Genomic DNA, 20,489 nt, shown 5'->3' on the forward strand with positions numbered 1-20,489 from the left:
AAGGGTTAATGACAAGTAGCGACTGGCTATTTACTCATCTCATCTCTTCACTCAGCGCTTGGCTACGATCGGCACAGGCTTGCATGGCTTCAACTATTTGACGACTGATGTCATTGGCCTGCATGGACTCAATGGCTGCTTGGGTCGTGCCGTTTGGTGAAGTGACTTTACGACGTAGCTCGCTTGGTGCGTCTTCACTACCCAGCGCCATTTTTGCCGCGCCCAGCATGGTTTGCATCGCCAGTGCTGACGCTTGTTCTTTATCCAATCCTAAAGCGACTGCGCCATCGACCATCGCTTCGATAAAGTAAAACATATAAGCGGGCGCTGAGCCTGATACGGCGGTGACCGCATGCATGTGTTCTTCATTATCGACCCACATGACCAAACCTGAGGCTTCCATCACTGCGGTTGCCAATTGCTTTTGTTCGGCAGAAATATGATCCGTGCCGTACAGACCAGTCGCGCCCATTTGAATCATCGCCGGCGTATTTGGCATCGCACGGACGATATTGCCATAGCCACCTAGCATATTTGATAACAGCGCAGTCGACAATCCTGCTGCCACTGAAATCACCAGCTGCGTGTCCAAAACATCAGCAAAACCACTGACCACTGCTTTCATGACTTGCGGCTTTACCGCCAATACCACGATGTCAGCACCGATAACCGCCGCTTTTGCATCGGCAGTTGGATCAACCGTATTCAATCCTTTAGCAGCCAATTGCTCGCGCGCTTCACTACTCGGATCAGCAACGGTAATCAGACTCGGTTTGACGCCGCAGCTGACTAGCCCGCTAATCAAAGCCTGCGCCATATTTCCGCCACCGATAAAGCTGATTTTCTTATTATCTAATACTGACATACGTGTCTCCTATTCAAAAAATGCAAAGGCATTCAAACTAACATAATGATAGGTAAAATGACACTCAGTTTACCATACTGCTACTGGCGTCGTTTGATAAATTGAAAGGCTAAGTAATGGCGTTGCGGTTTAAGTAATCATCACTATAGAACGTCGCATATTTATTATTTAACAGGTTTTATGCAGAGTTAAATGGCTGTTGATAAATGCGGCAAGCTGTTTTACATCTACATTAATATTCGCCTGCTCAGCATTCAACACCCAGCTTTCAAAAGGTGATAATAATAAAATAGGCAATACTATCGGATGCTCATTTTCCAAAAGCCCATTTTTATTGTTTTTTTCATTTATAAAAGCCACCCTGACTACTACCAAGCTCTCACGCATCCATAATGGAATAGCCAAGTTTTGATAGAGCTTTTTACCAGATTGTGGACGTGATGCTAATGCAGTTTGCACACGCTGATTGCGACCTAATGGCGCAAAGGTAATCTTAAGCTTATCTTTATCGCTTTCTACGTTATAGCTTTCTAATAGCTGCGCTACTTCATTTGGCAGAATCTGTAATTGCCAAGTAAATTTATCATCATTACGTAAATTAATTGGAACAGGTTGTATTCCAATTGCATGAACATCAGCCCCAATAGGATTAGATTCAGTAAAATTAAATAAGGTTTGCGTCTGCTCGGTAAGCGGCAACTCAAGCCATGTCAACCAATCGCTGCTGAGACGAAAAAGCTGCTGACGATAGCGGCGAATGCTATAAGACGCTTTGCGACCTTGCCAAAATAGCGCCGTTTGATGGTCATTATCATCACGTTGGCTTAGGCTTAAGACATCATCGACAAGCTGTTTAGCGGGCGGTAATGGCTCATCTTGACCAAGCCAATAATGCAATAATTGCCGCTGACGATAAATCGGTAGTTTTTGCAATTTATCTATATTTAGCGCGCGCTGGGCAGGTGGTAGCTGTAATGAGGCAACCTCTGTGTGCTGCAAATCCTCGCCTGCTTGGGCATTGATTATTAATTGCGCATCACTTAGTAACTGCACGCTACGAGCAATATTATCAATGACATTGGAGTTATAGCTCGCCAATATCGGCATAATATCTCGACGTAGGCCGCTACGCACATTATCACCAGCATCGTTGGTCGGGTCATCGATATAGGGCAGCTTTAAACGCTGGGCATAGGCGCTGATATTGGCGCGTTTGATAGTCAGCCACGGTCGCCATAATGCTATACGATCCGCACCCTGCGTTTGAATGCGCCACGGCTGCATAGCTGATAAACCATTTACCCCAGCGCCTTGAATCAGGCGCATTAAAACCGTTTCCGCTTGGTCATCGGCATGATGGGCTAATAATAAAACATCATCTTGATTAAGTTGCGCGCGCATCACATCATAACGGGCTTGGCGTGCGGCTTGTTCATCATGACCGTCCACTTGGGCGCGTAAAATCCGACAAGGTATCTTTTGCACCTTTGCCCACTGAGCCACATGCTGCGCCCAAGCGTCACTAGCCGCTTGTAGACCATGATTCACATGCAGTAATTGCGGCAAAAATGGCAATTTACCTTGGCGATAAAGCTGTACGCAAATTGCTGCCAGTGCCAACGAATCACGCCCACCACTACAGGCCAGCCAAAGTCGGCGACCATGTAGTTGTTCACCATATTCAGCCAGACTGCTTAATAACGCTTCTGCTAAAGCATTATCAATAGGCAGGGTGGCTATCGGCTCAATAGGATGGGAAAAGATTGCACTATTCGTCATTACTAACCTTATTAATCTTAAACTTATTAACAATCAAACCATCATAAAGCCGATGATTGATTATCATATAAATAAGCTTGTGCATAAATTAACAGCCACAAAAAAACGCGCCATAAAATGACACGTTTTTATTTTAGCATTAAGCGTAAATTGATATCGTTAAAAGCCAAGTTTAAGTAACCTAGCAATATAAACTCTTAGCAAGGCAACATCACTTCTGAGTTAAAGGATTTTAACTTCTCGTAACGCAGCTCGCAACGCTCATGCGCATCCATATCTTTAATCTCATTTAGTTGCTCAACGATTAATGCTTTTAGCGCCGTCATGACTGGCTGCGGCTGAATATGGGCGCCCTCACCTTCATCGATAACCGCATCAATTAAACCCATTTGATAGAGATTAATGGCATTTAACTTTAATGCTTCACTGGCATCTTGGGCTTTTTCAGCAGTTTTCCACAGGATAGACGCACAGCCTTCTGGAGAGATAACCGAATAAATACTGTTTTGCAGCATATTTACCTTATCGCCAACGCCTATTGCCAATGCGCCGCCTGAACCACCTTCACCGATAATGGTAACGATGATAGGCACTTTAAGGCTAGAAAACACGGCGATACTTTCAGCGATGGCTTGCGCTTGGCCGCGCTCTTCAGCACCGATACCGGGGTAAGCGCCTTGGGTATCGACAAAGGTCATTACCGGAATGTTAAAACGCTCAGCCATTTTCACCAAGCGAATGACTTTACGATAACCTTCGGGGTTTGCCATGCCAAAATTATGGGCAATACGCTCGCGCGTACTACGACCACGATGCTGACCAATCACCATCACAGGCTGGCCGTCTAGGCGCGCAAGACCGCCAAGGATAGCTTTATCATCTGCATAAGCACGGTCGCCATGCAACTCATCAAATTCGGTAAACAGCTGATTCACATAGTCCATAAACAATGGACGTTTGGCATGCCGTGCAAGCTGAACGCTATCCCAGACGGTACTCATAGACGCTTCCCTTTCGTAATTCTATATAATGTAGTGATATTTAATAATGACACTGTTAAACGACAATGTTAGATGACAAAGCTAAATAACAGGATTATCGGCGCTATCGGTTTTTGAATAACCGATAATCAAAGTACAGTTGTAAACTCAATAGAAGCTATAGTAGCACATCTTAAATAGCATGACATTACCGACAACGCCGCTTTTGTTACGTTAATCTGTAGCGCAATTATTACAATAGTAACGGCTTAGCGTTAAACATCAATGTTAAAAATCAGTGTTAAAAGCCAGTATCAAGAATTAGCACTGATGCCTCAATCACACTCGGCCTCAACCACGCTCAGTTTCACGCCCCATTTAGCAAACTGCTCAACCTCAGTATGCAAATCTGATAGTAAGAAAGCATAGTGCTCACTACTCTCGCCAACTGTGATTTGCCAGCGATTATCATCAATTACTTTCAGCTCTAGTTCTGGTAACTCATGATCGCTGCGACTATGATGCGCCAGTACCGCTAAGCGTAACAGCAAACACAGATAAACGAGCGAATCACCGCCGATGGTACACGTTTGCTCTAGCATATCCGCTTTAAGCTTACGGCGATGATTAAGCATCAATTGTGCCATCCGCTTTTGATCCACTTGCGAAAACCCTGGAATATCAGAGTATTCAATCAAATAAGCACTGTGCTTATGGTAGCTGCTATGAGCAATCGCCAAACCTATTTCGTGTAAGGACGCCGCCCGTCTGAGCAAATCGCCATCTTCGCTATTGAGTGCAAGCTTGGCTTTGACTTGTTCAAATAAATTAAGGCTGGTTTTAACCACTTGTTTGGCTTGTTTTTTATCGCCTGAATAACGCTTTATCAGTGCCAAAACACTGCGGTCACGCACGTCTTCACTTGCAAAGCGGCCGAGCATATCGTACATGACGCCTTCGCGTAGCGCGCCATCTGAGTACACCATGGTCTCGATGCCGAGCACCTTCATGATGGCTCGCAATACCGCAACGCCCGCTGGAAAGACGGCTTTACGGTGTTCTTTCACGCCTTCTAAATCAATGTCATCGACGTTGCCAATTTTAAGCAATAATTTCTCTAACTTTTTAACACCTTTATAAGTGATGCGTTCTTGCTCGTCTGCCCAACCTTTTGAAACAAGGACGTTGCGCACCGCCTTAATCGTGCCACTCGAGCCAACGACACTACTCCAGCCGACTTTTTGATAGCGCCCATTAATCGCTAGCACCTCTTTACGCGCAGCTGAAATGGCATTATTAAAAGCGTCTTTGGTAATCAAGCCATCCGAAAAATACTTCTGGGTAAAGGCGACACAGCCCATCTGTAAGCTTTCGGTCAATAACGGATCGAACTCTTGCCCAATGATAAACTCTGTCGAACCACCACCAATATCAATGACCAAGCGTTTGTCACTACTGGCATTGGTGTGCGAGACGCCCAAATAAATCAAACGCGCCTCTTCTCGTCCAGCGATAATCTCAATCGGTTTGGGCAAAATTTTATTGGCACGGCTGATAAAGTCATTGGCATTTTTGGCTTGGCGTAAGGCGTTGGTCGCGACGACGCGAATACGCTCAGGTGGCACCGAATCTAAACGCGCAACAAAGCGGCTTAAACATTCAAGACCGCGCTTTTCAGCCGCAGCGCCCAAGATATTATTCTCATCGAGTCCGGCAGCAAGCTGCACCTTTTCAGACATAGACACCACTTTTCGCACCTCACCATGGTCGAGGCGTGCAATGGCTAAATGAAAACTGTTGGAGCCAATATCAATGGCTGCCATCATTTCATCATCAGCAAGTGGTGGGTTTTTCAGGTAGTCTTTGGGCATAAGCGAGATCGTTACCGTGTCAGATAAAAAGATATTTAAGAGCGCCAAGGCTTTTAAAATAGAGAATACATGGAATGGAACTTAAGTTTTTTATATAAGGCTTTTTATATAAGGTTTTCTTATATAAACCAGAGCTTTTATAATAAGGCTTTTGTATATTGAAACTATTATTATGCGGATTATAGCAAGTTTTGCCATTAAAACATTTATGCAAAACGCTGGCAAGTAAGACGCTAGCACTACTACCTACGGATTAAACCGAAAATAAACACTCTTTAACATTAGAAAACAGCGACCACTTCTCATACTTTTTTTATATAGCCTATTTAACAATATGGGCTTGCTACAGCCGTAATTCTCTATATTATAATAGAGAACAAGCACTTACTTATGGCGATAAGTGTTCGATAGATATAATTCGATATATATAATAAGCACCCATTTTTACCATTAAAGCCCATCATGGAATGATGACGCTCAATCAATAACAACCTGCAAGGAAGCAGAAATCATGAATCAGACAACCGCCCAAGCCGCAAAAACCAACGCTCCTGCTGGCACGGAAAAAACCAGTCATAGCAGCCTTATCCATATAAAACGTCCAGCCAAGCTGAAATTTTACGATTTTTATTTAAATGAACATCAGAATATCGCTTGCCGCCGTTTGCATTTCGCCGGTAGTAGCTTTGGACTGTTGGGATTGGCAAAATCTGTTAAGAACCGCTCGGCAAAGCCACTACTGAAAGGTATTGCGGCAGGATATGCCTGCGCGTGGGTCGGACATTTTTTCTTTGAGAAGAACAAACCGGCCTCTTTTAAATTCCCTCTACAGAGCTTTGTCAGTGACTTTCGCATGTATAGCGATGTGCTACGCGGTAGACTCAGCTTAAAAGACCGTAAGTTTGATAAAATTTAATTGGCCTAATTCAATAGACTCAATTTAATTGGTTTAATTTAACAAACACGAAAAAGCCAGCATAATAAATCATGCTGGCTTTTTATTTAACTACATTAAGAGTCAAATACTCTTAATGTAGTTAAATAGTTTTCAAACTAAGCGTTTGCCATTTCTGCAAAAATCTCGTCAGCGGCTTTAATAGACGCTTCAATGTCTGCATCACTATGCTTGATTGACATAAAGCCCGCTTCATAAGCAGATGGCGCGAGATAAATACCGCGGTCTAGCATGCCATGGAAGAAGGTATTAAATACGTCCATATCGCACTCGGTGACTTCATCGAAATTTTGCGGTACGTTTGTCGCCTTGTCTTTAACAAAGAACATACCAAACATGCCGCCCAGTTTATTAGTGCGCAAGTTAATACCATGCTTATCCGCAGCAGCTTGGAAGCCATCAACGAGCTGATCTACTTTCGCTGATAATTCCGCATAAAAACCATCGACGGTTAAGTCTTCAAACATCGCAATACCGGCGCGCATTGCCAGTGGGTTACCTGATAACGTACCCGCTTGATAAACGCCGCCAAGTGGCGCGATACAAGACATCACGTCTTTTTTACCACCGAAAGCACCAACGGGTAAGCCGACACCGATGATTTTACCAAAGCAAGTCAAATCAGGGTCAATGCCAAAATGCGCTTGCGCGCCGCCAAGTCCGACACGAAAACCGGTCATCACTTCATCAAAAATCAATACCGCGCCGTTGGCGGTACACTCTGCACGCAAAGTATCATGGAATTCTTGCGTCGGAATGACCATATTCATGTTGCCGGCGATTGGTTCCACAATCACGCAAGCAATCTCACTACCCCATTTCGCAAAGCACTCTTTAATCGCTTGCGGGTCATTATAAGGAATGGTAATCGTATGCTTAGCAAAATCTGCTGGCACGCCTTTTGACGTTGGTTCGCCAATATCCAGCATGCCTGAGCCCGCTTTTACCAGTAAGCTGTCTGAATGACCATGGTAACAGCCTTCAAACTTAACGATTTTGTCACGCTCAGTAAAGCCGCGCGCCAAACGAATCGCGCTCATGGTCGCTTCCGTACCAGAGCTTGTCATTCGAATCATCTCAACACTTGGGACGATTTCGCAAATCTTATCAGCAACGGTGGTTTCAAATGGCGTTGGTGTACCAAAGCTCAAACCATCATCAGCGGCTTTTTTAACCGCATCAATGACTTTTGGATGCGCATGACCCAAAATCATCGGGCCCCAAGAGCCAACATAATCGATATAAGCGTTGTCTTCGGTGTCATAGATTTTGCTGCCGTTAGCACGGTGCATAAAGATAGGCGTACCACCGACACCGGCAAAGGCGCGAACCGGTGAGTTTACGCCGCCAGGAATATGCTTACGTGCTTGCGCAAATAGTTGTTCATTTTTAGTGCTCATAATTATTCTCTACTTATTCATTCGGTCTTATTTTATTAACAATCACTTAATTAACAAAAACTTAGGCTTTTTTAACCACTGATGATTTCAGCTTCATTGGTCCATAGCCATCCAGTTTACAGTCGATATCATGACCATCAGACGCATCTGGCAATAGGCGGATACCTTTTGCTCTCGTACCGACTTTGATGATAGTTGATGAACCTTTGACCTTTAAGTCTTTAATCACGGTGACGGTATCGCCATCTTGCAGCTCATTACCGACCGCATCACGAATGACCGCATCTTGCGCTTCAGCTTGCGCCGCATCGGTTTCAGCCGCGGTCCACTCATGCGCACACATAGGACATACCAGTAACGCACCATCTTCGTACGTATATTCAGCATCGCATTTTGGGCAATTGGGTAAGCTCATAATTTCCTCGTCAGCCGTGATAAATTGGGTGTATTCTAGAGCTAACATTGTACCGTAACTCGCCAGCTTTAACCAATCGCTTCGGCTGTGAATACTGTGCTGTGCTCAATTGTCATATTTGCTTATGCGGTAAAGCGGACATTTTTTATCATGTGGTTTTTTATGGTACTCTGCTTTAACCAAATTTGGTTTGATAGCCATTTGTTTTTAGATGGTGAAAACCTCAAACACTACTTTAAGTATTATTTTACCAACTACGTGAACAACCACTTTAATAACTCAGTATTAACCCTAATATCTGAGGCTATAGCGACTGATAAATAGGACAACAATAATGACTCAATCAACATTGCCACAATTTGCCCAGCTAACAATTCAAGGTGAAGATGCGGAAAAATTCTTACAAGGGCAGCTGACCTCTGATGTCACCAAGCTCGGACTTAGCTATCAAGCAACGGCGCTTAGCAATTTAAAAGGTCGTATCGATTTTGGACTATGGATTAAAAAACAAGAAGAAAAGCATTTTGACGTGGTTATCAGTGCCGATTGTGCTGATGCTTTTCAAGCCCATTTAAAAAAATTCGGGGCCTTTTCAAAGTTTGATACCAGCGCGCCGGCGCCCATTTATCCTTGCGTGGTTGCCGATGAGCCGACCTTTAGCCATAAAGAGGAACATAATACGCCAGCAGACACCCAAGCGTGGATGCAAGCAAGTCTAGCCATTGGTAACTACTGGATAGTTGCTGCAACGCAAGGACTGTTTCAACCGCAAGAGCTGCGTCTGCATCAGCGCGGCGGTATGGACTACGATAAAGGCTGTTACTTGGGTCAAGAAGTCATCGCCCGTATTTACTTTAAAGCGGCACCAAAAGCGTTTTTACATTATGTTAGCGGCACAGGTGATGTACCAGCAGCAGGTGATAAGTTAGAAAAGATTCAGGTGGTTAATGCGCTTGCCGATAACAATATTAACGGTAATGGTTTCAAAGCATTGGTTGTTGCCCGCCCTGAGCATCTAGCAGACAGCGAGCTTACGATATTAGACTTACCACCAGCACTGCAAGCCGATGTCGCGCGCCAAAAATAACGCGGAATAATCGATAACACAAAACAGTAAGCACTTTTTAAAATCCTTTAGTAAAAACGCAGCAGAGCAATCTATGACCCATATTGCGGTACTCGGAGCAGGCGTGGTGGGCGTGACCACCGCATGGTATCTTCGCCAAGCAGGCTACGATGTGACCGTGATTGAGCGTGAGCCAGCCGCCGGTATGCAGACCTCATTTGCCAATGGTGGGCAGATATCCGTCTCGCACGCGACGCCTTGGGCCAATCCTGCGGCTCCTATGAAAGCGCTTAAATGGCTATTTAAGGAAGATGCGCCGCTGCTCTACCGCTTGCGTGCTGATAAAGCGCAACTCAGATGGGCGATGCAGTTTTTACAAGAGTGCCGCGCAGATAAAGCCGATGCCAATTTGGTACAAATGGTACGCTTAGGATTGTATTCGCGTGACGCTCTACAACAGCTGCGTGCTGATATCGGTATTGATTACGAGCAGCAAACGCGCGGTATCATGCATTTTTATACCAACCAAGCTGAGTTTGATGCCGCCATTGCGCCAACGGCACGTATGCAAGAGCTCGGCTGTGAGCGTCATATCATTGATATTAATAACGCGGTTAGCCTCGAACCTGCGCTTTATCCTATTGCTCATAAGCTCAAAGGCGCGACTTATACCAGCCGTGATGAATCGGGTAATGCCCATTTATTTACCCAACGTTTGGCTCAGTGCTGCATCGATGCTGGCGTGCAGTTTTTATACGATACCGAAATTTTGACGTTAAACACCGATGCCCATTCTGCTCGCCCGCATGTGCATAGTATGACTATTCGACCCAAAGGTGAAAACGCGCAGACCTTTAGCGCCGACAATTATGTACTGGCACTTGGCAGCTATAGCGTATCACTCATGAAACCGCTGCATGTTCACCTGCCAATTTTCCCTGCCAAAGGTTATTCAGCTACTTATCAAATCAATCCACGTGCGCCGCATTTAGCACCTTTCGTTAGTCTCATTGATGATGAGTTTAAGCTGGTAACCTCACGCCTTGGCGATAAATTACGCGTAGCAGGAACGGCAGAGTTTAACGGCTACAATTTGGATTTGAATGCCACACGCTGTGAAGCCATCACGCGCCGTGTACAGCAGCTATTTCCCAAAGGCATCATTGCCGATTCTGTGCAATATTGGACGGGACTGCGCCCGATGACCCCTTCTAATGTGCCGTTAATAGGACGCGCGCATAGAGGTCAAGTCCGTCATGGTAGTCACAATATAGACGCTAGTTTTGATAATTTATGGCTCAATACTGGTCATGGCACGCTTGGCTGGACCCATGCTTGCGGTTCGGCAAAGGCTCTCAGCTTATTGATACAGGGTGAGACGCCGCCAGTCGACTTTGATTTTGTTGGCTTAAGAACGTAAAAATAAGGAACGTAAAAACTAGGAACGTAAAAAAAGGCACTTTTATAAGTGCCTTTTTATTTATATTAAAGAATTTTTAGAGCTATTTTATGCAGCGCTTCCTGACTTAATATCGGCATTAATGTCAGAATCAACGCTTGAATCGGTAATCTCCAAATTAGCCACTTCTAGCGGAATTGCTTCCAATTGCACAGGTACGCCATTGACCGCTGCATTACCACTTAACTGATCGATTAAGGTATCGTCCGTCAAATCATTGACACTGACGCCGGCATGCGCTTGCGCAACCTTTTGCTTCACGCCTTTACGCCCATGACCCCAGCCATGCGGGATACTCACCACTTTTGGCATCAGCTCATCGGTTACTTCTGCGGTAATAATCACGCTACCAACGCGCGAGGTAACTTTTACGTTTTGACCGTCCTCGATACCGTATTCTTTCGCCGTTTCAGGATGCAACATAAGCGTGCAGCGCGGCTTACCTTTTACCAAGCGATAGCTGTTATGTAGCCACGAATTATTACTACGGACATGGCGACGACCGATGAGTAAAATTTTCTTATCATCATAATCCTGCATCATCTCCTGTACGCGCTCTAAATCTGCTTGATAAAAATCAACATTAAGATGAATCTGCTTGTCTTTATGCTTTAATGCTTGCGGTAGCATCCTTTTCAAAGGCCCTAAGTCAAACCCATGCGGATTTTTCTTAAGTTTATTCAATGTCATGCCAGCATAAGGTCCACGTCTTAATCCTTGATCAAGCATAAATTTTGGTCCTAAAGTCTTGACCAATCGGCGCTCAATTTTGGTTGCAAGCGCTGCTTTTTTATCTAGACGTTTTGCCAGCTCTAGATAAATCTGCCAATCATGTTTGGCACTTTTTTTCTTAGCAAACAATGCTTTTGAATACTTAGCGACGTTATGCACAGCAAAATTATTAAAGGTAACATCATAATGGTCACGCTCTAGTGGCGAGACGGGTGGCAAAATGATATTGGCATGACGACTGGTTTCAGTAACGAAATAATCAATCGCAACCATAAAATCCAAGTTAGCAAACGCCTCATCTAATTTTTCACCATTTGGCGTACTCAAGACAGGGTTGCCAGCGACAGTCATAAAGCCCTTTAATTGCCCCGCGCCTTCTACTAGCATCTCATCCGCCATCGCCACGACGGGATAATCACCATTAAAATCAGGCAAGTTACTCACTCGACTATGGCGTTTACCTAAATAACCTGGGCCTGAGTTATTGACCACATCGACCGCAGGATTGGGGAACATCAGACCACCCACTTCATCCAAGCGCCCTGTGACAATATTAATCACCATGATCAGATACTGGCTTAATAAGCCAAACTCTTGCACCGAGACACCCATGCGTCCGTAACAGACCGAGCTTTCGGCTTCACAAAACTCTTTCACGAGTCGTTTAATTTCGCTTGCCGCAATGCCAGTAATATCAGCTACGGATTCGGCGCTATAATCTTTGGCGAAGTCTGCAATGCGCGCAATCTCTGGCGCGAGCGCCGCCGCTCTATTATTTTTAGCGCGCGCCTTGCCTGCATAACCTTGGAGATAGATTTCATTGAGCATGGCAAGCAAGAGTAAGACATCCGTCGCTGGACGAATAAAATGATGCTCGCTCGCAATATCTGCGGTTTCGGTGCGCCTTGGATCAATCACTACCACCTTGCCATCGCGGGCTTTGATGTCTTTTAGCTTTTGGCGCATATTTGGCGCGGTCATAATACTGCCGTTAGACGCTAGCGGATTGCCGCCAATGATAAGCATATATTGGGTACGATTGACGTCAGGCACGGGGATACGCAGCATATGCCCAAACAGATGCATACTGACAATATGGTGCGGCAATTGGTCGATAGAGGTCGCAGAAAAACGACTGCGCGTCTTTATACTGCTTAATAAATGCTTAATCGTTAACATGCCGCCCAAATTATGAACGTTGGGATTACCTAGATAAATACCAAAGGCGTTTTGACCATGTTTCTTTTGTACCGACTGAATACCCGCGACCACTTTATCGAGAGCTTCAGACCAGCTAATCTCTTTCCAACCGTTAGCCGTTCTCTCAACGGGATGACGCAAGCGATCACTGTCTTCATGCAAATCTTGTAAAGCAGTTGCTTTTGGACAAATATAACCTTTCGAGAATGGATCGTCTTTATCGCCTTTAATCGATAGCACTTTTTCACCATCGTGCTGGATGACGATACCGCACATCGCTTCGCATAAATTGCAGGTTCTAAAATGTGTTTGCTCATTCGTCTTGCTTTGTTCACTAGCCATGGTCGCGCTCCCTGTTATTTTTTACTATCGCTTTCACTATCTAAATTCCGTTTTATAGGTTTAATAAAGGTAGTAAATTTACTCATCTTAAAAATATTGAGCGTTAGCCAAAGTTAAGCATTGATAAGCTCAATAACTAACCTTCCACTCTGTGCATCTCTTTAGCGAAAAAACTGCTAAAAAGTCCATCAAAGTTTTTGCACAACATGGCAATGGCTTGCTGCTGTGAATAGCGCTGTTGATGACAACCTAATATCAACTCATGTACTTGGGCGGCAGCGATATCAACGCAGAGATGAACGTCAAACGCCTCAAAAGAACACTCAGCTGAATGCAAGCCCTGCATAAATATCTTGGTCCATTCTTCGCGTATTTCTGTGATCAGACTCTCCAAGCCTTTATTTTCTGCTTGCAAGTCAAAGCGCAGACTGTCTTCCATTAAACGTTGAAATAAAGCGATATTCTGAAATGCCGCATCAAAAATCATGGTTAAGCAATGCTGGCAACGCTGATTAAATGCCTCTTTAGACAACATTGCATAGTCTTTAAGCATATCGACCCACGCCATACGCATCGGTGATAAATAGTTGTCTTTCAGCTGTGCGCCTAACTCCTGCTGCAACGCCTCTAAGCTATCAAAGTGATTATAAAAACTTGGCTGGGCAATACCGGCACCTTTGGCGATTTTATTCATGCTCATACCACAAGCGCCTTCCAAGCTATACAGCTGCAAGGCACTTTTTAACAGCACATGGCGCGTCTTTGCTTTTGCCAAATCACGCTTCGATTCTACTTTTGTAGAACTTACTACCTTAAGTGCATTCACTGTCAATCTACCGTAGATGAATCAATCGTATAACGTATTTATTATTTCAACTATAAGGCTATAGCCATTTAAACGATAAGTCTATATTTAAATACTCAGATAGGTTTAAATACCGAAGCAAAGGATTATTAACAGTCAATCGTTACCTATCATGCTGAGAAAACGCCCTATCTCTTACACAACTATGCGGCCCATAACATAGGAGTGGCTTTTATCATAATTGAGTAACACTGCAAACATTGGCCATACAGACAAGGCGCGCTGAAATTCATATATTGGTAGCACAAGTTAGCCACTGGCTAGTTGTAGAGTACTGAAACGCAGTACTGAAAGTGTCATAAGAATCATAAATAATAATCTACACACTAAAGCGTCATACAAACTGTTGATTTAACTTTTATAACAGCTTTATCAAGACGCAATAACGAGAATAAGGAATATCACAATGAATGAACATACCCTAAAAGGTGATTGGAATCAGATGAAAGGTACAGTTAAGCAGAAGTGGGCTGACCTGACTGATGATGACTTACTACATATCGAAGGTAGCCGTGATAAGCTTGTGGGTAAAGTCCAAGAGCGTTATGGTCATAGTAAAGATGACGCTGAGCGCGAAGTTGATACATGGCGCAATGAAAACAAATACTAATTAATAATTGCTCTTATAAAACCTTGTCGTAAATACAGATTTTTATAAGTAAGTAACTAATTAAAAAAACCGCATTGATTATAATGCGGTTTTTTATTGCTCATTGCTCATTGACAGCTGTGTCAATATATAGAATGCTGGATAGCAGGTTTGAATAAAAAACAAACAGTGTAAAATAATTAACACCCAGACACGATAAAACCGCATAGCAATTAATTGTTATGCGGTTTTATTGTTAACGATCCTTGTTACCCATCACCACTCTCATCACTGCATCCTTGCAGGATATTGAGTACATTGTGATAGCCGGGCATCCTGCCCATTTCTTCACACTACTATTGGCATCATCTGCCTGCAACACGGGTCATGTGTCCTTATTCCAATCGCTATTATCATCCTGATGCCAGCAAATCGAACTATTATCCTTAATACGGTCAACTCAATCCTTGAGTCACATTCCCTTATGCCGTGTGTGTATAGTGTCAAATTATAAGGCTGCTGTTAAGTCGCGTAAGCGTCATTGCGTGTAAGCATATGCTTACGTCAGTTATAAAAATGACCAGTAATATCAGCCAAGTTATTGATAATAATAATATTATCGTTAAACAACTTATTTGATGATTTTCTATAAACTGTTTATATACTAAAAGTGTTATCGATGTTCGCTAACGTTAGCAACACCTTAGTCACCTAAAGTGTCGAATGCTTACGCAAATATTTGCAAAATTTACAACTTATTAACACCAAAGACATGTATTAATGAGTTTTAAGTCTTACTATGTCTATGTAAGAAAATATTTCAAGATTAAGAGACAAATATCGATTCTATAAGAATGTTGCTCCGTAATCTTTTGCTTCATAACCTTTATGGAGTCTTTAGCTGTTTATATATAACAGATATATAAACAGTCACTATTAGACAGCCTGATAAATACCAGTATGACAAGTATAAGTTGGATTAATATAAGGCTGATTAATAACAGTGCCTTACTCAGATATGCTATACCAAAGGAGATTTTATCGTGAAAATTCTACCCGCTTTCTCATTTAAGACAGCAATATCTGCCGGTCTGGCGCTGACGATGTTAGGGACCGTTGCCGGTTGTGCGGTTGTCGGTTCAGGTTACGAAGATTACCCAATATATGGCGGTAACAGCGATTATGGCAATGTTGACTATAAGCGTGTTAACCAAACCCTGCGCAATGACTTACGTCGCAAAGGCTATCAGGTTATGGATATCCGTGCTGATAACTATCGTGGCAATCGAGCCATCACTGCCATTGCCAGAAAGAACAATCAAACTTATGAGTTGAAATATACCTATCCTGACTTAAGACTCATTAGCTCAAATAAAAGAGCCTCTACTAGCATCTGGCAAGATGATAGATATGATAAAAACGACTATAAGAAAGACAAATATAAAAATAACAAGCATTATAAAAACGATGATATTGAAGACAGTATCAAAAGAGATTCGCGCTATCCCGCCATCAAACAACGAGCTATTAATAAGGTAAGATCAATGGGTTACCGCGTCGAAGATATTGAGCTGAAAGAAAAGAACGGTCGCGGCGTGTTTGAGATTGAAGCCAAACGCGGCTCACAAGAATATGAGATTTTTCTTGACTATCCAAACTTGAATGTGATTAAGATTAAAAAAGACTAATCTTTAAACAGTCCATTTTTATACGTTAGCTTTTCTTATGCAACGTTATTGTGGTAGTGCAACATTAAGATCAGTAATTAAATACCAGTAATCGCCACATTACTGATAAGTAATAGGAATTAATAAGATAATAGGAATATTCATTATGAAGATATTAAGCTTCTCAACTTTAAAAACCGCTTTTTCTGCTGGTATTGTGCTTGCTTTATTGGGCACTACCTTTGGTTGTACCGTCACGCCAAGACATGATGGTCAAAGAGTTTATTACCCAAACGGTCCGTATCAGGGTAACGGCAAGTATAACAATAATGGTCGTTATAATAATGGCGGCCATAAAGTCAATCATGCTCACCGCGATAGCAAAAAAGGCAAACATAAGAATAAAAACGGTCATCACAAAAATAAAAACGGTAAGCATAAAAAAGATAATAGCCGCTACAACAATAATGGTCGCTATAATAATAACCATTATCGCTACAAGTAACTTAACCTCTCAACAATTTATAGAAATAGCGCATAGCGCATAATGGCTAGGTGTTTGGGTTTTTGGGTCTGTGCTCTCGTTATTTGACGACGTTTGACAAAATTTAGCTATTTTAGATGAGTACGATTCAATTAAGAACACGCCTTGTACGTACAGATAAGATTTTGGCATCGTTGATGACTTGATGCCCTTGGTCAAATAAGCCAGCCCTTGGTTTAGTTGACCATTTTTTTATTGTGTCGTTTTTAGCATAGAACCTTGCTTATATAGACGAGCTACCAATACCTTTAATAGCATAGCATGAGAGAATATTATGAAAAAATATACGTTATTAAAAACCACGGCGGCGAGCAGTATGATTGCCGCGTTACTGTCCATAACGACTGGCTGCGTCACCGCGCCCGGCTACAATGCTTATGGTGACCTTTATGAAGACATTTACAAAGATACTAAAATTTATAAGAAACACAAGAAAACCATCAAGTCTATTGATAAAGAGCTTTATCAGCCTGCTATCGAGCAGCGCGCGGCCAATCAGGTCAGCAATATGGGTTATCGGGTCAAAGACGTCAAATATAAAAAAGGCGACAGTAAAATAAAAGTAAAAGCCCGACGCGGCAGTGAAGACTATAAAATCGAGCTTGGCTATCCGAGCTATAACGTGATTAAAATCAAAGAAGATTGATAACAGGTGTTAAAAGTCTAACACCTCAATCACATCATAAGCAGGCGTCTCATAAGGATGCGCCTGCTTTAATGCCTCGATAACTGCTTTAATACGAGCAGTAGCAACGACCATCTCTACTCGCCATTCATCAACGGTTTCAAGTTTATCTTGCGCTCCAATATTTGGCTGACTGCCTGCCAATGGCATAAACTGTCCGCTCCCCTGCACTTGCCAGCAGCATTGTTCATAATTGCCAATCTTACCAGCACCCGCTGCAAACAAGGCAGACTTTACTGGTTCTAACGCCGAATCTGGAATAAAAACGGTTAATTTATACATAGATTACCTCCTTTGAGCCTATTTAGAAAAATTACTATCAGCTATAAACTTACTATTTTTTAGATAATGAAGGATGGTCGGTCCAGATATAGCGCAATAACCAATCTTTCGCCTCGCCTGCATAATCAATTCCAATCCGTGGACGTAGTGATATTGGCGGCTGACAGCCATCGTCTTCAATCCAAACTTCTGACGCAGGTGTAATGGGTTCGCCGTATAAATCACGGTTGATTTGCAAGTGTTTGGTCAACTTGCCGGGACCGGCCAATTGTTTTATTTCTTTTAGAGGACTTAGTGGTTTATCTGCGCTCAGTAATTGCTCGTCAAGCAAGCGCTCGCTATTCTCTGTAAAAAAACCTGCCCGTATCAACACCGCTTCTGGTGACTCTGCCGGCCCACTTACTAAATTAAGCATATGATGGATACCGTAAGTCAGATAAACGTAAAACACGCCGCCTTGGCTATACATAATCTCAGTACGCACAGTACGCGTACCGGCGTGCGCATGACAGGCGGCATCACCCTCTCCAATATAGGCTTCAGTTTCTGAGATACGCATGCGCAGTATTTTTTGCTTGCCGTCACTATCGGTTAGCTGTCGACATAAAACCTTACCAATCAAGTCAGCCGCGACCACACAGGTTGGACGACTAAACCATACAGGTTTTAAAATTATGGATTGAATATCGGATTGCTTAGGTACTCGCATCAATGATGACCTTTTGATTTATAACGGTATTTTTATATTGACGGTATAAATTTAGCATAAAAACTCACCGAAAGACGTTAGGTGATAGACGCTATTACCTATTGCAACTGATGCTATACAGACAGTTAACTCATTCTAATAGTAATCTTGACTCTCGCTATTTAAGATTAAAAACATCCAATACTAAAATACATAATCAAAAGGATATAACAATGAGTAACTCTAATGCGAGTGATAATAAACACAATAATAAGCAGCACAATAATGATGAAAAGAACACGGATCAGAACGCAGCGATGAAAGATAACGATGCTGCTAATGACTCTAAAGACAACAACGCTAATAAAGATACTAATAGCAAAAACGATAAACAGAACAATCAATCAGACAGCAAAGACAGCAAAGACAGCAAAGACAGCAAAGACAGCAAAGATGATAAAACGTCAGATAAGAATGGTAATAAAGACGATAAATCATCAGACAAAAACAGCAGTAAAGATAAAGACGCTTCTGATAAGGAAGGTAAAGACAGTAAAAATAATGACTCTAAATCTAAAGACGATAAAGAATCCTCTTTAAAAGACACTGCGACAACTAAAGCTAAAGAGGTAGTCGGCTCATTAGCTGATAAAGCCGCAGATGCGATGGAGCTGGCAGCGAAAAAAATCAAAGAAGTGCGTAAAGACAAATAATATAGCTGTCTTTAACATAACCGTTTTTAAAATGATTATCCCCATAAAAAAACTGAGCACATGGCTCAGTTTTTTATTACTTAAATATTGAAGTTTGGATATATTTAGCTTAATGGCACGCCAATACGTTTTGCCACTTCTTCATAGCCTTCAATCACGTCACCCAATGACTGACGGAAACGGTCTTTATCCAGTTTTTTCTTGGTAGCTTTGTCCCAGATACGGCAACCATCAGGCGAAAACTCATCACCTAAGACGATACGGTCATGGAATACGCCAAATTCAAGTTTAAAATCTACCAGTATTAAATCACCAGCATCAAACAAAGTTTTTAATACTTCATTTACTTGATGGCTCAGCTCTTTCATTTTTGCCAATTGTGCTTCATTAGCCCAATCAAGAGAGATAGAGATTGACTCATTGACCATCGGATCACCAAGCGCATCATCTTTATAGAACAGCTCATAAGTAGGCGGCGTTAAAGCTTGACCTTCTTCTAGACCTAGACGACGCACTAGACTGCCAGCGGCAAAATTACGTACCACACATTCAACTGGAATCATCTCTAAGCGCTTAACCAGCACTTCATCATCTGATAATTGCTTTTCGAAATGGGTTTCAATACCAGCATCAGCCAGCTTTTGCATGATAAAGGCGTTAAAGCGGTTGTTCACCACGCCTTTACGGGCGAGCTGCTCGATACGCTTACCATCAAGCGCTGAGGTATCGTCACGGAAATGTAAAATCAGCAGATCGTTGTCTTCTGTTTCATAAACAGATTTGGCTTTGCCTTTATACAGCAGTTCTTGCTTTTGCATGAGAGGAGTTCCTGTTCGTTCAAGCTTATGTGGTAAAAACGCGCAGCGACCGCTAAGCGCTTTATATTAAGGTGTTAAGAAAAAATGCTTAACCATAATAAAAAACCAGCGGTACAGATAGGGATAAAAAAGGGTTTATTCTGAAACTTGGGTAACGGCAACAGCACGCTGAGGTTTCGGCAATTGATACTGCTTACCTGACTCGTTTTGCAACTTTAGCGTATTTGTGCCCGCACTAGGGGTTGGGTATAACGGCACAAATGGTGCGGTTTCTTGCTCAGCAGGTAGCTGTAGCGGCGCCAGTTTTTTGCTTTGCTGATACTCAAGACTACCGTTATCACGCTTGCCAAACACTTCTTTTGTCGCTTGGCAACCGCTCAATACCAACGTACTACCCAAAACTACCGTTAGCAGCGCCGGGAATATCTTTGCAGGGGTTGATGATACTGTCATCATATTATCTCTCTGAGTTAGCCGTTATTGCTTATTTGGTGCGTATTTGGGTAATGCGCTTATAGTTAAAATACTTAATAGACTCTTGCTAAGCTATAAGCGACATTTTATTGAATTGCCA

The 20,489-nt window shown here is 42.7% G+C and carries 20 protein-coding genes; 8 read left to right on the forward strand and 12 right to left on the reverse strand.

The genetic code is table 11. The features are described 5' to 3' along the window. Positions 1-34: 34 nt before the first annotated feature. From proC to ppx, 4 genes are all read right to left on the reverse strand, one after another. On the reverse strand, positions 35-865 hold the full coding sequence (proC, locus tag ACP7AA_RS07385; protein ID WP_426223110.1) for a pyrroline-5-carboxylate reductase: 831 nt from the start codon (positions 863-865) through the stop codon (positions 35-37). A 168-nt stretch (positions 866-1,033) separates the two neighbouring features. Continuing rightward, positions 1,034-2,644, reverse strand: coding sequence for a tRNA lysidine(34) synthetase TilS (gene tilS / locus ACP7AA_RS07390; protein ID WP_426223111.1), 1,611 nt, complete (start codon positions 2,642-2,644; stop codon positions 1,034-1,036). 197 nt (positions 2,645-2,841) lie between these two features. Next, positions 2,842-3,645, reverse strand: coding sequence for an acetyl-CoA carboxylase carboxyltransferase subunit alpha (locus ACP7AA_RS07395; protein ID WP_201564458.1), 804 nt, complete (start codon positions 3,643-3,645; stop codon positions 2,842-2,844). 314 nt (positions 3,646-3,959) lie between these two features. Beyond that, complete coding sequence (gene ppx, locus ACP7AA_RS07400; protein WP_426223112.1) at positions 3,960-5,495, reverse strand: exopolyphosphatase; 1,536 nt, start codon at positions 5,493-5,495, stop codon at positions 3,960-3,962. Between the two features lie 511 nt (positions 5,496-6,006). On the opposite strand from ppx, the gene ACP7AA_RS07405 reads away from it, so the two are divergent. Next, a complete protein-coding gene (locus ACP7AA_RS07405; RefSeq protein ID WP_201629222.1) occupies positions 6,007-6,411 on the forward strand; it encodes a DUF962 domain-containing protein in 405 nt (134 codons plus the stop codon). Positions 6,412-6,548: 137 nt separating this feature from the next. Here the strand turns inward: ACP7AA_RS07405 and hemL are convergent, their stop codons facing one another. Together hemL and ACP7AA_RS07415 are read right to left on the reverse strand one after the other, a co-directional pair. Beyond that, entirely contained in the window at positions 6,549-7,850 is a 1,302-nt protein-coding gene (gene hemL / locus ACP7AA_RS07410) for a glutamate-1-semialdehyde 2,1-aminomutase (protein ID WP_426223113.1), read from the reverse strand. A 61-nt stretch (positions 7,851-7,911) separates the two neighbouring features. After that, positions 7,912-8,265 carry a zinc ribbon domain-containing protein YjdM gene (locus tag ACP7AA_RS07415; RefSeq protein ID WP_270896626.1) on the reverse strand — a complete coding sequence of 118 codons (354 nt, stop codon included), beginning with the start codon at positions 8,263-8,265 and terminating at the stop codon, positions 7,912-7,914. A 334-nt stretch (positions 8,266-8,599) separates the two neighbouring features. Between ACP7AA_RS07415 and ACP7AA_RS07420 the strand changes: the two genes are divergently transcribed. Together ACP7AA_RS07420 and ACP7AA_RS07425 are read left to right on the forward strand one after the other, a co-directional pair. Further along, positions 8,600-9,352: a YgfZ/GcvT domain-containing protein gene (locus ACP7AA_RS07420; RefSeq protein WP_426223114.1), complete on the forward strand. Its 753-nt coding sequence runs from the start codon at positions 8,600-8,602 to the stop codon at positions 9,350-9,352. 13 nt (positions 9,353-9,365) lie between these two features. Then, complete coding sequence (locus ACP7AA_RS07425) at positions 9,366-10,751, forward strand: D-amino acid dehydrogenase (protein ID WP_426223279.1); 1,386 nt, start codon at positions 9,366-9,368, stop codon at positions 10,749-10,751. 87 nt (positions 10,752-10,838) lie between these two features. Here the strand turns inward: ACP7AA_RS07425 and ACP7AA_RS07430 are convergent, their stop codons facing one another. Next, the gene (locus ACP7AA_RS07430) at positions 10,839-13,064 is read right to left on the reverse strand and encodes a molybdopterin oxidoreductase family protein (RefSeq protein WP_426223115.1); all 2,226 of its coding nucleotides are present in this window, start codon (positions 13,062-13,064) and stop codon (positions 10,839-10,841) included. Positions 13,065-13,200: 136 nt separating this feature from the next. Beyond that, a complete protein-coding gene (locus ACP7AA_RS07435) occupies positions 13,201-13,890 on the reverse strand; it encodes a TetR/AcrR family transcriptional regulator (RefSeq protein ID WP_426223116.1) in 690 nt (229 codons plus the stop codon). A gap of 445 nt (positions 13,891-14,335) precedes the next feature. Between ACP7AA_RS07435 and ACP7AA_RS07440 the strand changes: the two genes are divergently transcribed. The 4 genes from ACP7AA_RS07440 (at position 14,336) to ACP7AA_RS07455 (ending at position 17,375) form a co-directional block, all read left to right on the forward strand. After that, on the forward strand, positions 14,336-14,539 hold the full coding sequence (locus ACP7AA_RS07440; protein WP_201564442.1) for a CsbD family protein: 204 nt from the start codon (positions 14,336-14,338) through the stop codon (positions 14,537-14,539). A gap of 1,022 nt (positions 14,540-15,561) precedes the next feature. Continuing rightward, positions 15,562-16,206: a PepSY domain-containing protein gene (locus tag ACP7AA_RS07445; RefSeq protein WP_426223117.1), complete on the forward strand. Its 645-nt coding sequence runs from the start codon at positions 15,562-15,564 to the stop codon at positions 16,204-16,206. Positions 16,207-16,351: 145 nt separating this feature from the next. Then, positions 16,352-16,690 carry a hypothetical protein gene (locus ACP7AA_RS07450; RefSeq protein WP_068405824.1) on the forward strand — a complete coding sequence of 113 codons (339 nt, stop codon included), beginning with the start codon at positions 16,352-16,354 and terminating at the stop codon, positions 16,688-16,690. A gap of 313 nt (positions 16,691-17,003) precedes the next feature. Next, complete coding sequence (locus ACP7AA_RS07455) at positions 17,004-17,375, forward strand: hypothetical protein (RefSeq protein WP_426223118.1); 372 nt, start codon at positions 17,004-17,006, stop codon at positions 17,373-17,375. Between the two features lie 9 nt (positions 17,376-17,384). Here the strand turns inward: ACP7AA_RS07455 and ACP7AA_RS07460 are convergent, their stop codons facing one another. Next, positions 17,385-17,696 (reverse strand): NGG1p interacting factor NIF3, encoded by a 312-nt coding sequence (locus tag ACP7AA_RS07460; RefSeq protein ID WP_426223119.1) that lies wholly within the window; start codon positions 17,694-17,696, stop codon positions 17,385-17,387. A 52-nt stretch (positions 17,697-17,748) separates the two neighbouring features. Continuing rightward, the gene (locus tag ACP7AA_RS07465; protein ID WP_426223120.1) at positions 17,749-18,405 is read right to left on the reverse strand and encodes a DNA-3-methyladenine glycosylase; all 657 of its coding nucleotides are present in this window, start codon (positions 18,403-18,405) and stop codon (positions 17,749-17,751) included. A gap of 212 nt (positions 18,406-18,617) precedes the next feature. On the opposite strand from ACP7AA_RS07465, the gene ACP7AA_RS07470 reads away from it, so the two are divergent. Then, entirely contained in the window at positions 18,618-19,097 is a 480-nt protein-coding gene (locus ACP7AA_RS07470; protein WP_426223121.1) for a hypothetical protein, read from the forward strand. 104 nt (positions 19,098-19,201) lie between these two features. On the opposite strand, the gene purC is transcribed toward ACP7AA_RS07470, so the two are convergent. Next, positions 19,202-19,915, reverse strand: a complete 714-nt coding sequence (gene purC, locus ACP7AA_RS07475; protein ID WP_201618963.1) for a phosphoribosylaminoimidazolesuccinocarboxamide synthase — start codon at positions 19,913-19,915, stop codon at positions 19,202-19,204. A gap of 135 nt (positions 19,916-20,050) precedes the next feature. Next, a complete protein-coding gene (locus tag ACP7AA_RS07480) occupies positions 20,051-20,371 on the reverse strand; it encodes a hypothetical protein (protein WP_201618962.1) in 321 nt (106 codons plus the stop codon). Positions 20,372-20,489: the final 118 nt, after the last annotated feature.

Source organism: Psychrobacter sp. DWR1-2-3, assembly GCF_049896465.1.
GTDB classification, from domain to species: domain Bacteria; phylum Pseudomonadota; class Gammaproteobacteria; order Pseudomonadales; family Moraxellaceae; genus Psychrobacter; species Psychrobacter maritimus.

Excerpts from the sequence above, each read along its gene's own strand:
- proC (WP_426223110.1), bottom strand. The coding sequence starts at position 865 with ATGTCAGTATTAGATAATAAGAAAATCAGCTTTATCGGTGGCGGAAAT.
- tilS (WP_426223111.1), bottom strand. The coding sequence starts at position 2,644 with ATGACGAATAGTGCAATCTTTTCCCATCCTATTGAGCCGATAGCCACC.
- ACP7AA_RS07395 (WP_201564458.1), bottom strand. The coding sequence starts at position 3,645 with ATGAGTACCGTCTGGGATAGCGTTCAGCTTGCACGGCATGCCAAACGT.
- ppx (WP_426223112.1), bottom strand. The coding sequence starts at position 5,495 with ATGCCCAAAGACTACCTGAAAAACCCACCACTTGCTGATGATGAAATG.
- ACP7AA_RS07405 (WP_201629222.1), top strand. The coding sequence starts at position 6,007 with ATGAATCAGACAACCGCCCAAGCCGCAAAAACCAACGCTCCTGCTGGC.
- hemL (WP_426223113.1), bottom strand. The coding sequence starts at position 7,850 with ATGAGCACTAAAAATGAACAACTATTTGCGCAAGCACGTAAGCATATT.
- ACP7AA_RS07415 (WP_270896626.1), bottom strand. The coding sequence starts at position 8,265 with ATGAGCTTACCCAATTGCCCAAAATGCGATGCTGAATATACGTACGAA.
- ACP7AA_RS07420 (WP_426223114.1), top strand. The coding sequence starts at position 8,600 with ATGACTCAATCAACATTGCCACAATTTGCCCAGCTAACAATTCAAGGT.
- ACP7AA_RS07430 (WP_426223115.1), bottom strand. The coding sequence starts at position 13,064 with ATGGCTAGTGAACAAAGCAAGACGAATGAGCAAACACATTTTAGAACC.
- ACP7AA_RS07440 (WP_201564442.1), top strand. The coding sequence starts at position 14,336 with ATGAATGAACATACCCTAAAAGGTGATTGGAATCAGATGAAAGGTACA.
- ACP7AA_RS07450 (WP_068405824.1), top strand. The coding sequence starts at position 16,352 with ATGAAGATATTAAGCTTCTCAACTTTAAAAACCGCTTTTTCTGCTGGT.
- ACP7AA_RS07455 (WP_426223118.1), top strand. The coding sequence starts at position 17,004 with ATGAAAAAATATACGTTATTAAAAACCACGGCGGCGAGCAGTATGATT.
- ACP7AA_RS07460 (WP_426223119.1), bottom strand. The coding sequence starts at position 17,696 with ATGTATAAATTAACCGTTTTTATTCCAGATTCGGCGTTAGAACCAGTA.
- ACP7AA_RS07465 (WP_426223120.1), bottom strand. The coding sequence starts at position 18,405 with ATGCGAGTACCTAAGCAATCCGATATTCAATCCATAATTTTAAAACCT.
- ACP7AA_RS07470 (WP_426223121.1), top strand. The coding sequence starts at position 18,618 with ATGAGTAACTCTAATGCGAGTGATAATAAACACAATAATAAGCAGCAC.
- purC (WP_201618963.1), bottom strand. The coding sequence starts at position 19,915 with ATGCAAAAGCAAGAACTGCTGTATAAAGGCAAAGCCAAATCTGTTTAT.
- ACP7AA_RS07480 (WP_201618962.1), bottom strand. The coding sequence starts at position 20,371 with ATGATGACAGTATCATCAACCCCTGCAAAGATATTCCCGGCGCTGCTA.